Annotated in this window: 11 protein-coding genes; all 11 read left to right on the plus strand. The window is 43.3% G+C overall.

Features of this window, described 5'->3' with window-relative positions:
- The first annotated feature begins 10 nt into the window (after nucleotides 1-10).
- A complete protein-coding gene (locus AB204_RS23525) occupies nucleotides 11-616 on the plus strand; it encodes a DUF6088 family protein (RefSeq protein WP_047963855.1) in 606 nt (201 codons plus the stop codon).
- Complete coding sequence (locus tag AB204_RS13340) at nucleotides 609-1,616, plus strand: nucleotidyl transferase AbiEii/AbiGii toxin family protein (protein ID WP_072061444.1); 1,008 nt, start codon at nucleotides 609-611, stop codon at nucleotides 1,614-1,616. Before AB204_RS23525 ends, AB204_RS13340 begins: the two co-directional genes overlap by 8 nt.
- A gap of 178 nt (nucleotides 1,617-1,794) precedes the next feature.
- Nucleotides 1,795-3,384 (plus strand): peptide chain release factor 3, encoded by a 1,590-nt coding sequence (prfC, locus tag AB204_RS13345; protein WP_047963856.1) that lies wholly within the window; start codon nucleotides 1,795-1,797, stop codon nucleotides 3,382-3,384.
- Nucleotides 3,385-3,576: 192 nt separating this feature from the next.
- Nucleotides 3,577-3,945 carry a BON domain-containing protein gene (locus AB204_RS13350; protein WP_047963857.1) on the plus strand — a complete coding sequence of 123 codons (369 nt, stop codon included), beginning with the start codon at nucleotides 3,577-3,579 and terminating at the stop codon, nucleotides 3,943-3,945.
- A gap of 327 nt (nucleotides 3,946-4,272) precedes the next feature.
- Entirely contained in the window at nucleotides 4,273-5,397 is a 1,125-nt protein-coding gene (locus tag AB204_RS13355; RefSeq protein WP_047963858.1) for a patatin-like phospholipase family protein, read from the plus strand.
- On the plus strand, nucleotides 5,398-6,168 hold the full coding sequence (locus AB204_RS13360; RefSeq protein ID WP_047963859.1) for a TatD family hydrolase: 771 nt from the start codon (nucleotides 5,398-5,400) through the stop codon (nucleotides 6,166-6,168).
- 350 nt (nucleotides 6,169-6,518) lie between these two features.
- On the plus strand, nucleotides 6,519-7,784 hold the full coding sequence (locus AB204_RS13365) for a NupC/NupG family nucleoside CNT transporter (protein ID WP_200898237.1): 1,266 nt from the start codon (nucleotides 6,519-6,521) through the stop codon (nucleotides 7,782-7,784).
- Nucleotides 7,785-8,268: 484 nt separating this feature from the next.
- Nucleotides 8,269-9,048, plus strand: a complete 780-nt coding sequence (gene deoC, locus AB204_RS13370; protein ID WP_047963861.1) for a deoxyribose-phosphate aldolase — start codon at nucleotides 8,269-8,271, stop codon at nucleotides 9,046-9,048.
- A 90-nt stretch (nucleotides 9,049-9,138) separates the two neighbouring features.
- Entirely contained in the window at nucleotides 9,139-10,482 is a 1,344-nt protein-coding gene (deoA, locus tag AB204_RS13375) for a thymidine phosphorylase (RefSeq protein ID WP_047963862.1), read from the plus strand.
- Nucleotides 10,483-10,560: 78 nt separating this feature from the next.
- Complete coding sequence (gene deoB / locus AB204_RS13380; RefSeq protein ID WP_047963863.1) at nucleotides 10,561-11,784, plus strand: phosphopentomutase; 1,224 nt, start codon at nucleotides 10,561-10,563, stop codon at nucleotides 11,782-11,784.
- A 71-nt stretch (nucleotides 11,785-11,855) separates the two neighbouring features.
- Entirely contained in the window at nucleotides 11,856-12,572 is a 717-nt protein-coding gene (gene deoD / locus AB204_RS13385) for a purine-nucleoside phosphorylase (protein WP_047963864.1), read from the plus strand.
- Nucleotides 12,573-13,065 lie beyond the last annotated feature (493 nt).

The raw sequence follows: 13,065 nt of genomic DNA on the forward strand, positions 1-13,065 counted from the left end.
AGGGGAAATGATGACAATTTCACAATCGATAAGGCAATGTATTCACAATTATGAGTTAGGCGAACTATTCACGAGTGAATTTTTTCTGTCCCTTGGCTCGCGTGCGGCAGTGGACAAGGTGCTTTCACGTATGGTTGAAAAGAAAGAAATTGAACGTGTTGCGCGTGGTATCTTTATTAAGCCAAAGGAGAATCGGTTTGTTGGAAAAGTGCACCCAGATGTCACAAAAGTTGTGGAAATGATCACGGGACAAAATGGAGAAACTATACAAATACATGGCGCTGAAGCAGTTCGGAGATTTAAGCTAAGCACCCAAATGTCAACAAATCTAGTTTATTACACCAGCGGCTCATCAAGACAGATAAGAATCGGGAATCGTAAGGTAAAACTGATTCACACTTCCAGCCAGCGCAAACTTCAATATGCGGGTACAAAAATTGGTATGGCTATTTCAGCCTTATGGTATTTAGGTAAAGACGCTGTCACGCCTGCTACGGTAGAACAAATTCGTAGTTTAATGAGTGAAGAAGAGTTTGGTTTACTGAAAATGTGTAAATTACCTGCGTGGATGTCATCAGCAGTTCAAAACATTAATTGTGAGATGGTCCATGATTGATTCTTATTTTTCGATAACACCTGATGAGCAGCGCGCTGTATTGGGATACGCGGCAGATAAATTAGGACGTTCTGAAAATGTCTTAGAAAAGGACATTTGGGTTTGCTGGGCATTAAAAACACTATTTAGCCTGCCAGAAGCGCCCCCTATGGCTTTTAAGGGGGGAACTTCGCTGTCAAAAGTTTTTAATGTTATTAATCGGTTCTCTGAAGATATTGATATCACACTGGATTATCGGCACTTTGTAAATGATTTTGATCCTTTCTCAGAAAATCATAGTAAAAACAAGCTGAAAAAGCTGAGTGAGCATCTCAAACAGCAGGTACACGCGTATGCGAATGAGATCGTTATCTCTCATATTAAATCTGAATTAAATAATCTTCCATCGTCTGAATCGCATGCAATTCGAATTGATAAATCGGGAGAAAAAATTTGGGTGAGCTATCCATCTGTTACAGAAGAAGCTGATGGGTATTTAAAAAGTGAGGTTTTGATCGAATTAGGGGGACGAAATATTATCGTCCCAAATGAACTTCATACAGTTAAGCCTTATGTAACGGAGCTGGTTCCTGAGCTTGAATTTCCTATAGGTCAAGTTGTTGTTTTATCGCCAGAACGCACTTTTTGGGAAAAAGCGACTTTAATTCATGTTGAATGTCGCCGTGGTCTGAGAGAAAGTGCGAGCCGCCTTTCAAGGCACTGGTACGATTTAGTGATGCTAGCCCGGCATGAGATAGGTAGTAGGGCAATGGCAGACCGGAGACTTCTTGAAGATGTCATCAGGCATAAGGCTCTCTTTTTTAATGCAAGTTATGCGGGCTATGAAGAGTGTTTGGCAGGGAGGTTATTGTTATTGCCAAATAATGAAATATTGCCAGCGCTTAAAGCTGATTATCGAAACATGGTTTCTGCTGAGATGATATATGGTACACCTCCTTCTTTTGACGAGCTGGTAGAGGCTATTAAACAAATCGAATATGGAATTAATTTGTGGGATTGATTCCAAATCCACGGTATTTAACTCTAATGAGAGCGCTAATCATTGGTTGTTTATAACGCCAAGTTCAGCCAAAATAAGCACCAATCACGATTAACACGACGGATTTGAAGGCGAAGCGCCAGCAGGAGGCGCTTCTCAAATGATATTAATCCGCATATAGACTAGAAGATCCCAATTGATGGCAAACTCCCCATTTCTGCAAGAAGTTGCGAAACGGCGCACCTTTGCAATAATTTCTCACCCCGATGCGGGTAAAACGACTATTACCGAAAAAGTATTACTGTTCGGACAAGCTATCCAGAAAGCGGGGACGGTAAAGGGCCGGGGCTCTAACCAACACGCAAAATCAGACTGGATGGAGATGGAAAAACAGCGTGGTATCTCCATTACCACTTCCGTGATGCAATTTCCTTATGGCGATTGTCTGGTTAACTTGCTGGATACCCCGGGGCACGAAGACTTCTCCGAAGACACTTACCGTACATTGACCGCCGTTGACTGTTGTTTAATGGTGATTGACGCGGCGAAAGGGGTTGAAGATCGTACCCGTAAGTTGATGGAAGTGACCCGTCTGCGTGATACGCCAATCCTGACATTCATGAACAAGCTCGACCGTGATATTCGTGATCCGATGGAGCTGATGGATGAAGTGGAAAATGAGCTGAACATCGCATGTAGCCCGATTACATGGCCGATCGGCTGTGGTAAGTCTTTCAAAGGGGTCTATCATCTTTACCTTGATGAAACTTACCTGTACCAAACTGGTCAGGGCCACACTATTCAGGAAGTCCGAGCTATCAAAGGATTGGACAATCCTGAGCTGGACGCTGCGGTAGGTGAAGAGCTGGCGAATCAATTGCGTGAAGAGCTGGAACTGGTCAAAGGTGCATCTCATGAGTTTGATCAGGATGCCTTTTTACAAGGTGAACTAACGCCGGTCTTTTTTGGTACTGCGTTGGGTAACTTTGGTGTTGATCATATGTTGGATGGTCTTGTTGAATGGGCGCCGACTCCAATGCCTCGCCAGTCTGATGCACGTGAAGTAACCGCCAGTGAAGAGAAATTCACCGGCTTTGTCTTCAAAATTCAGGCTAACATGGACCCTAAACACCGTGACCGCGTGGCATTTTTGCGGGTTGTCTCCGGTAAATATGAAAAGGGCATGAAACTGCGTCAAGTCCGCATCAAGAAAGATGTCGTTATTTCTGATGCCCTGACTTTTATGGCAGGAGATCGCTCTCATGTTGAGCATGCTTATCCGGGAGATATTATCGGCTTGCACAATCATGGCACAATCCAGATTGGTGATACCTTTACCCAGGGCGAAGAGCTGAAATTTACCGGTATTCCTAACTTTGCGCCGGAATTGTTCCGTCGTATCCGTCTGCGTGATCCGTTGAAACAGAAGCAATTACTGAAAGGTCTGGTTCAATTATCGGAAGAAGGAGCGGTTCAGGTTTTCCGCCCACTGGCCAATAACGATTTGATCGTTGGGGCGGTAGGTGTGCTCCAGTTTGATGTTGTTGTTGCTCGTTTGAAGAGTGAATACAACGTTGAAGCACTGTATGAACCGGTTAACGTTTCTACGGCTCGTTGGGTCGAATGCAATGATGTGAAGAAATTAGAAGAGTTCAAACGTAAGAGTGAAATGAACTTGGCACTCGATGGCGGTAATAACTTAACTTACATTGCACCAACAATGGTTAACTTAAACCTGACCAGTGAACGCTATCCTGATGTTGCTTTCCGTAAGACACGGGAACACTAATATTTTTTTGAGCCAACTATTTTGTTGGCTCTTTCTATTTTACTCATATCCCCTATTTTTTTCTTAAGTTAAAGAATAATTCTCTGATTTAATGAAAATATACGTTATTTTTTGTAAATCCCATTTTATCAGCACATTCGAGTTGCCATACTGTTGGTAACGGTTCTAGCTTAAATTAAAAAAGGTGGTAGGATGAAAAATATCAAGTTCGTACATTCACTACTGGCTGTTGTTCTAGGCTCGGTACTGATCAGTGGTAGTACTCTGGCTGCCGAAACCTCTCCGGGAAAAACCGTGGAGAGTACGGGGCAGAAAATTGATAACTCCTTGCAGCACGCAGATGTTTATTTGGACGATAGTGCCATTACGGCAAAAGTGAAAGGGAAGTTGCTGGAACATAAAGGTATAAACAGCAATGACATTTCGGTGAAAACGGAAAAAGGTGTTGTTTACCTTTCGGGTTTTGTCAAAAACAAACATCAGGCGGCAAAAATAGCCAAAATTGTTCATGGAGTGAAAGGTGTTAAATCCGTGAAAAGCACGATAGAGATCAAAAAATAACGGATATATACCCAATGGATTTCAAGATGAAGGGTATAAAACAGTAATTGAAATTGTGAATAGAGTGGTGGTAATAAGCCACTCTTTTTACTTCTTTTCCTCAAATAAAATCCTATTAAATTGCGAGATTATCTCATAGGAATACTATTCACTGGCTGTATTTAGATAACTTGCTACGCTAATATTTATTTATCTATTGATGCTTTATTCTTAATCTTTTAACAAAATCATCACAGGTTTGGTTGTTTAAGCAACAATATCTTGATAGATATTTAGCATAAATGTGTTAGGCCATAAGGCTCATTTTTTTAGAGGAGGAGGAAAAGAGTGGGGAAACGTATTCCAATAACGCTGGGTAATATAGAACCTTTAGCTTATAAATCCCAGATTAAGCCAGGGAAAATCGCCCTTGTTTGTGAAGGTGGTGGTCAACGGGGGATTTTTACCGCAGGTGTTTTGGATGAATTTCTCCGTCTTAATTTTAATCCCTTTGAATTGTTTATTGGGACATCTGCGGGAGCACAAAATCTCTCTGCCTATATTTGTGGTCAACCGGGTTATGCCCGTAGAGTGATCAATCGTTATACAACAGATCCCGCCTTTTTTAACCCATTTCGCTTTGTTCGTGGTGGGCACTTGATCGATCTCGATTGGTATATTGATACTATCTCTGAGCAGTTACCCCTTAATATTTCTGCGGCAATGCGTCAGTTTGATGCCGGACGCGAATTCTATATGTGTGCCTGCCGCGCTGATGATTTTGCAGCAAATTATTTGCATCCTGATGATAAAAACTGGATGGACATAGTGAAAGCCTCCAGTGCTATTCCCGGTTTTTATCGTAATGGTGTGACACTTGGTGATGTTACTTATCAAGATGGTGGTATTAGCGACGCGATCCCTGTGCAAGAAGCCTATCGCCGTGGTGCAGATACAATTGTTGTTATCCGGACAGTGCCTTCACAACTGTATTATACGCCTCAATGGTTCAAGCGTATGGAACGTTGGTTGGAAACCAGTAGCTTGCAAAAAATGGTGAAAATACTCAATCTCCATGCACAGAGCTACCACCGGACACAGAAATTTATCGAGAATCCACCGGATGATGTACAAGTTTTTGAAATTTATCCACCTGCACCATTGTCTGCTATGGCATTGGGAAGCCGAATTAGTGCATTAAATCAGGATTATCATTTAGGAAGGCGTTGTGGGCGGTATTTTTTGGCAACGATCGGGCATACATTTGTGGGTGGAAAGTTTGGTCACGCAGAACGTAAGAGTTATGGCGTGTGCCGCAGTGGTTTAAACAGTGATGGCATCAATCGTAATTGCTTCCGGCGAAACCATTTTCTGAATCATGCCAATCACTCGATAATAGAGAGTCCTATAGCTGATGTGATTGATAATGAACAGGCAACAGAGTCGATCATCGTGGATAGTCTGGATAAATAGATGTTTATTGATACACATTGCCATTTTGATTTTCCTCCTTTTGCTGGTAATGAAACAACAAGTCTGGAACAAGCCAAACAAGCGGGCGTGAGAAAAATTATCGTGCCTTCGGTGAGCCAAATGAATTTCCAGCGAATTGCTACGTTGGCAGAGGCTTATCCCGCAATCTATGCTGCTTTTGGCTTACATCCACTCTATATTCGTGAACATCATAACGTGCATCTGGACGAGTTGGAGCGACAGCTACAGAAGAAAAGTGCCAAATGTGTGGCGGTAGGTGAGATTGGTCTGGATCTTTATATGCCGGAGCCACAGTTTGAAAAACAAAAAAAGGTGTTGGAAGAACAAATAAAGCTAGCCAGGCAATATGATTTGCCTGTGATACTTCATTCCAGAAAAAGCCACGACCAATTAGCGGCAATCTTGCGGAAGCATAATTTGCCACGCACAGGCGTGGTTCATGGTTTTGCAGGGAGTCTGTCCCAGGCTCAGGCTTTTATTCGTTTGGGATTTTACATTGGTGTTGGGGGAACGATTACTTACGAAAGGGCACAAAAGACACGTAATACCATTTCGCAATTGCCGCTGTCATCCCTGGTATTGGAAACAGATGCACCTGACATGCCATTATCGGGATTTCAGGGACAGCCAAATCGCCCAGAAAGAGTCGTACAGGTTTTTTCAATATTGTGTGAATTGCGCCAAGAATCTCCAGATGAAATTGCCAATCAAATTTATCAAAATAGTGTAGCATTATTTACATTGGGTTAACTTTAATCAACAAAATGATAAAAACCCCTTGATCGGAGAAGTGTACAATTAGTTTTAAATAAACATTAATAATGTTTAACTTATATTCTCTGCTTATTTATGCTTTTTTTTAGCTTTTTCTCCGTAAGATTATCTAATCCCACCGAAATTAGGTGGTTTTATGTGATGAATATCTCATTTCGAGTTTTTATATTACTTTTTGCGGTATTAATTTGTGATGTTAGTTGCTTGTTCCTTTTGGGGACTAGGTATAATCGGCTTACACACAATGTCAGTAGGAATTTAAGAATAGCTGACATATTTTTTTATTATTCATTCAGTGAACAGGGATTCTTCCAATGCAACTCCTTATGAGCCTGATCGGGATGGTAGTGCTGATTTTTATCGCAGTACTATTTTCCAGTAACTATCGAGCCATTAAAATCCGTACCGTCCTAGGCGCCTTTTTGATTCAGGTTGTTATTGGAGCGTTTGTACTTTACGTACCGGCTGGCAAAGACATTCTGCAAGGAATATCACAAGGCGTTTCCAATGTGATTGGATACGGTCAGAAAGGAACAGACTTTATTTTTGGCGGATTGGTTTCTGACAAAATGTTCGAGCTGTTCGGCGGCGGCGGCTTTGTTTTTGCTCTGCGTGTTCTGCCTGTCATCGTGTTCTTCTCCTCACTCATCGCGGTTCTGTATTACATGGGCATTATGCAGCTCATCATCAAAATATTGGGTGGTGGCTTGCAGAAAGTGCTGGGAACATCACGGACTGAATCTCTGTCTGCAACTGCGAATATTTTCGTAGGTCAAACAGAAGCGCCTTTGGTTGTTCGCCCTTATATTGCGACCATGACTCAATCTGAGTTGTTTGCCGTTATGTGTGGTGGCTTGGCTTCTGTAGCGGGTTCAGTATTGGCAGGATATGCATCCATGGGCGTTCCATTGGAATACTTGATTGCCGCTTCATTCATGGCTGCACCGGGCGGCTTGCTGTTTGCGAAACTGATGGTGCCGGAAACAGAGGCAACTCACGATACGGCTGATGCGATGTCACTGGTATCGGCGGAAGATCGCCCTGCAAATATCATCGATGCAGCCGCATCAGGTGCAGCATCAGGTATGCAATTGGCTCTGAACGTCGGCGCAATGTTGTTGGCATTCACTGCATTGATTGCTTTGCTGAATGGCATCTTAGGTGGTATCGGCGGTTGGTTTGATTATCCTCAATTATCCATGGAACTGGTTCTGGGCTGGGCTTTTGCTCCAATTGCCTATCTGATTGGGGTTCCGTGGCATGAAGCGACTATCGCGGGTTCTTTCATTGGACAGAAGATAGTCGTCAATGAATTCGTCGCGTTCATGAACTTTGGTGAATACCTGAAGGCAGACGATGTGGTTCAGGCAGCAGGTCTGCAAGTGCTTTCTGACCATACTAAAGCCATTATTGCCTTTGCTCTGTGCGGATTCGCGAACTTGTCTTCCGTCGCTATTCTGTTGGGTGGCCTGGGTGGTATGGCACCAAACCGTCGCGGTGATATTGCCCGTTTCGGCTTGAAAGCTGTACTGGCTGGTTCACTCTCTAACTTAATGAGTGCAACAATTGCCGGATTCTTCCTCGCATTGTAAGAAGCAGGAAATAGCAAGACGCAGAAAATAGTAAGACGCAGGAAAACGCGTATCAAATTGAATGCAGGTGAGGTATCTCACCTGCTTTTGTTTTTCCTGGAATCATTAAATGTGATCAAATCCACATTAAAATGTTTGTGATTGCAAATTGTATTTTGTTAATGTGATTTTCAGCACTAATTATTGATCATTTACATGTTCAAATAATGATATGCAAAGACTTTATGGATGAAGCTGATACCCGTGAGGTTATGCAAGCTGAAGAGAGCTAAGTGCAGAAAGATTGCACAAAAAATAGTGCGGAGAGAAGGAACTCTATTGTTGTTGTCGTCTATTATTATGATAGCAACATCTTCAAGGAACCAAGTCCGCTCGCCAACAAACGAATGCGTTAATGGTTAACGACAACCGTTCGTTCAAAATAATCGTACAAAAGAATATGTGAACTGATTCAGTCACGATAATAATACCGTTGGAGAGTTTTATGACCGATTTAACCGCCGCCGCTCAGCGAGCGCTGAGTTTAATGGATTTAACTACACTTAATGATGATGATACAGATGAAAAAGTGACGACACTTTGTCGTCAGGCAAACAGCTCTGCCGGACATACGGCCGCCGTCTGTATCTATCCACGTTTTATTCCCGTGGCGCGCAAAGTATTGCGTGAGCAGGGAACTCCTGAAATTCGCATTGCCACGGTGACTAACTTCCCACACGGCAATGATGATATTGATATTGCACTGACCGAAACCCGCGCAGCCATCGCTTATGGTGCTGATGAAGTGGATGTTGTTTTCCCTTACCGTGCATTGATGGCAGGTAATGAACAGATTGGTTTTGATCTGGTGAAAGCCTGTAAAACAGCCTGTGCAGAATCAGGTGTCTGGCTGAAAGTCATTATTGAAACCGGTGAATTAAAAGAAGCGGATCTGATTCGCAAGGCATCTGAAATTTCAATTAAAGCGGGTGCGGATTTTATCAAAACCTCAACGGGTAAAGTTCCCGTTAATGCGACACTGGAAAGCGCTGAAATTATGCTGAGTGTGATCCGTGATATGGGCGCCGGCGATACCGTTGGCTTCAAGCCTGCGGGTGGTGTGCGTACTGCTGAAGAAGCGGCGCAGTATCTGGCACTGGCTGAACGTATCATGGGAGACAAATGGGCTGATTCCCGCCATTTCCGTTTCGGTGCTTCCAGCTTGTTGGGGAATTTGCTGACCACACTTGGACATCAGGGACACAAGCAGAGCAGTGGTTATTGAGATCAATAATGACTCATTAAATACACGTTAAGGTTAAGGTGATGTGTATTACTGCCATTCTTTTCAGATAATAATGATTGGGAGGTAGCTTTGTTTCTGGTACAGGAAATTATTCGCAAAAAACGTGATGGTTATCCACTGAGTGAAGAAGAAATACGCTTCTTCATTAATGGCGTTCTTGATAACACGGTTTCTGAAGGGCAGATTGCTGCTCTGGCAATGACCATCTATTTCCATGATATGACAATGGCAGAACGGGTTGCTTTGACATTGGCAATGCGTGATTCCGGTACAGTTTTAGATTGGAAAACCCTGAACTTACCCGGGCCGATTGTCGATAAACATTCGACGGGCGGTGTGGGAGATGTCACCTCCCTGATGCTCGGCCCTATGGTGGCAGCCTGTGGAGGATATGTGCCGATGATCTCCGGGCGAGGTTTGGGGCATACCGGAGGAACGCTGGATAAATTAGAATCTATCCCCGGCTTTGACATCTTTCCAGATGAACAACGTTTCCGTAACATTATTCGGGATGTTGGCGTCGCCATTATTGGGCAGACCAGTTCATTGGCACCTGCGGATAAACGTTTTTATGCGACGCGTGATATCACAGCGACCGTTGATTCTATTCCTTTGATTACTGCCTCGATCTTGGGTAAAAAGTTGGCCGAAGGATTGGATGCGTTGGTTATGGATGTAAAAGTTGGTTCCGGGGCCTTTATGCCGACGTATGAACAATCAGAGCGTCTGGCAGAGTCTATCGTTGAGGTAGCCAATGGTGCGGGGTGCAAAACAACCGCATTATTGACGGATATGAATCAAGTTCTGGCATCCAGTGCCGGTAATGCGTTGGAAGTTCGTGAAGCTGTCCGGTTTCTGACAGGCGAGTACCGTAATCCCCGGCTATTTGAAGTCACGATGGCGCTGTCTGCTGAAATGCTGGTTTCAGGCAATTTGGCAGCCGATCGTGATGATGCGCGTCGTAAGTTACAGGCAGCATTGGACAGTGGCAAAGCGGCTGAAATATTTGGTCGCATGGTGGCAGCACAGAAAGGGCCAACTGATTTTGTTGAAAATTACGCCCATTACCTGCCGACTGCGGAATTCAGCAAGCCAGTACTGGCCGGGCAAAATGGAATCATTGCAAAAATGGATACCCGAGCGTTGGGAATGTCTGTTGTTGCACTGGGAGGAGGCCGCCGTAAGGCGACCGACCCTATAAATTACAGTGTGGGGTTGAGTGATATTGTTGCGCTGGGGACAAAAGTAAATGCAGATACCCCCTTGGCGATGATTCATGCCAATAGCGAAAATGCCTGGCATGAAGCCGCAGAAGCCGTGCGTAACGCCTTTGTTTTTGAAGCAACAGTAGTTTTTGAAGCAACTGAAACAAAAGCCACCACACCGATGGTTTACCGTCATATCGGTGGATAAACCACACAAGCATTGAAAATCGATTTTAATAGCTGGCAGTTTCCGCATTGATAGCGTGAATTGACGCAGGAGAAAATTATGAAACGTACATTCATCATGGTATTAGATTCTTTTGGCATCGGTGCAAGTGCTGACGCTGAAAAGTTTGGTGACAAAGGATCTAACACTTTAGGGCATATCGCAGAACAATGTGCCCGCGGTGAGGCTGATATTGGCCGTAAAGGGCCATTGCACCTGCCTAACCTCAGCCGTCTCGGATTGGGTAAGGCGACGGAGGAATCCTGTGGAACCTTCCCGATTGGTCTGGATAAAGATGCCGAAATTATTGGTGCTTATGGTTACGCGAGTGAACTTTCTTCTGGTAAAGACACGCCATCAGGACACTGGGAAATCGCAGGCGTTCCGGTTCTGTTTGACTGGGGTTACTTCCATGACCAAGAAAACAGTTTCCCACCGGAATTGCTGGATAAACTGGTTGAGCGCGCTAACTTGCCGGGTTATCTGGGGAACTGCCACTCTTCCGGTACCGTGATTCTGGATAACCTGGGTGAAGAGCACATGAAAACCGGTAAGCCGATTTTCTATACCTCTGCGGATTCTGTTTTCCAGATTGCTTGCCATGAAGAGACATTTGGCTTGGATCGCCTGTATGAGTTGTGTGAAATTGCCCGTGAAGAGCTGAATATTGGCGAATATAATATTGGGCGCGTTATTGCCCGTCCATTTGTGGGTGATAAAACAGGGAATTTCCAGCGTACCGGCAATCGCCATGACTTGGCGGTTGAACCACCAGCGCCAACCGTTCTGAAAAAACTGGTTGATGAAAAGCAAGGTGAAGTGGTTTCCATCGGCAAAATTGCCGATATCTACGCGAATGTGGGTATCACTAAAAAGGTTAAAGCAACAGGAATTGATGCCCTGTTTGATGCTTCACTGATTGAAATGGAGCAGGCAGGGGATAACACCATCGTATTTACCAACTTTGTTGATTTTGACTCTTCTTACGGCCATCGCCGTGATGTTGCTGGTTATGCGGCTGCATTGGAATTGTTTGATCGTCGTCTGCCAGAAATGCTGAAATTGGTTAAAGAAGATGACATTCTGATTTTTACTGCCGACCACGGTTGTGACCCGACTTGGGCGGGATCTGATCACACTCGTGAGCATATCCCGGTTCTGGTTTACGGACCTAACGTTAAATCAGGTTCATTAGGGCATCGTGAAACATTTGCCGACATTGGCCAGACAGTGGCGAAATATTTCGACCTGACGCCAATGGATTACGGTAAAGCGATGTTTTAATTTTTTGGAGGCCAATGGGCCTCCTCATTTTCACCTATGTTGATACGTAATAAAAACAAGGAAATAAACTTATGGCTACCCCACATATTAATGCTGAGATGGGCGATTTTGCTGATGTTGTTTTGATGCCGGGTGATCCACTGCGTGCAAAATACATTGCTGAGACTTTTCTGGAAGATGCTCGTCAGGTTAATAACGTTCGCGGTATGCTTGGCTTTACCGGTACTTATAAAGGCCGCCGCATCTCTGTTATGGGCCACGGCATGGGCATCCCATCTTGCTCTATCTATGCCAAAGAACTGATCACTGAATTCGGTGTTAAAAAAATCATCCGTATCGGCTCCTGTGGTGCTGTCAGTGAAGCTGTCAAAATCCGTGATATTGTGATTGGCATGGGAGCATGTACCGATTCCAAAGTTAACCGCCTGCGTTTTAAAGATCACGATTTCGCAGCGATTGCTGATTTTGATCTGGTTCGCAATGCCGTTGATGCTGCCAAGGCAAAGAATATCAATACTCGTGTTGGTAACATTTTCTCTGCTGATCTGTTTTATACGCCAGATCCTCAGATGTTCGATGTAATGGAAAAATACGGCATTCTGGGTGTTGAAATGGAAGCCGCAGGTATTTACGGGGTTGCTGCTGAGTTTGGTGCAAAAGCACTGGCGATCTGTACTGTTTCTGACCATATTCGTACAGGCGAACAAACAACGGCTGAAGAACGTCAAAATACATTTAACGACATGATTGAGATTGCACTGGAATCCATTTTGTTAGGTGATAATTAAAAAAGCATAAATAGTTTTATCATTTTATTAAAAAACGATAAGCCCTTTCCAATAATGGAAAGGGTTTTTTATTTATAAAACATATTTTCCCTTTTCATATTTTGTTAATGATAGAACAGGCCAATTTATTTAATAGTTATTTTATTCCGCACTAAATTGATTGAAGAATGGATGAAGAGAATAAATTTAACCCATTTAAAGCGGAATTTTTTTAAGTAATATCTATAATTGATAATTAGCTTGGTAATTATACTGCCCAGATAAATGTATCGTATTTATTTTGGATTAATCAATAGGATTGATAATAAAATCTAAATGTTATGGTTATGTCGAGATAATAAAACGTCCCTGCTTTTCAGGAAGATAAAACAGAGCAATAAAGCAACGCCAATTAAGATGCTAAATTACTAAACATTGCTCGATATAACTCAGGGGAATAATCTAAAATAAAAAAATTATTAGTAAAACATACTACTCATTATGCGTACTTTTT

It is taken from the genome of Xenorhabdus khoisanae (assembly GCF_001037465.1).
Lineage (GTDB): Bacteria > Pseudomonadota > Gammaproteobacteria > Enterobacterales > Enterobacteriaceae > Xenorhabdus > Xenorhabdus khoisanae.

What these genes read in the sequence shown, in the direction of transcription:
- AB204_RS23525 (WP_047963855.1), top strand. Translation starts at nt 11, where the DNA reads ATGACAATTTCACAATCGATAAGGCAATGTATTCACAATTATGAGTTA.
- AB204_RS13340 (WP_072061444.1), top strand. Translation starts at nt 609, where the DNA reads ATGATTGATTCTTATTTTTCGATAACACCTGATGAGCAGCGCGCTGTA.
- prfC (WP_047963856.1), top strand. Translation starts at nt 1,795, where the DNA reads ATGGCAAACTCCCCATTTCTGCAAGAAGTTGCGAAACGGCGCACCTTT.
- AB204_RS13350 (WP_047963857.1), top strand. Translation starts at nt 3,577, where the DNA reads ATGAAAAATATCAAGTTCGTACATTCACTACTGGCTGTTGTTCTAGGC.
- AB204_RS13360 (WP_047963859.1), top strand. Translation starts at nt 5,398, where the DNA reads ATGTTTATTGATACACATTGCCATTTTGATTTTCCTCCTTTTGCTGGT.
- AB204_RS13365 (WP_200898237.1), top strand. Translation starts at nt 6,519, where the DNA reads ATGAGCCTGATCGGGATGGTAGTGCTGATTTTTATCGCAGTACTATTT.
- deoC (WP_047963861.1), top strand. Translation starts at nt 8,269, where the DNA reads ATGACCGATTTAACCGCCGCCGCTCAGCGAGCGCTGAGTTTAATGGAT.
- deoB (WP_047963863.1), top strand. Translation starts at nt 10,561, where the DNA reads ATGAAACGTACATTCATCATGGTATTAGATTCTTTTGGCATCGGTGCA.
- deoD (WP_047963864.1), top strand. Translation starts at nt 11,856, where the DNA reads ATGGCTACCCCACATATTAATGCTGAGATGGGCGATTTTGCTGATGTT.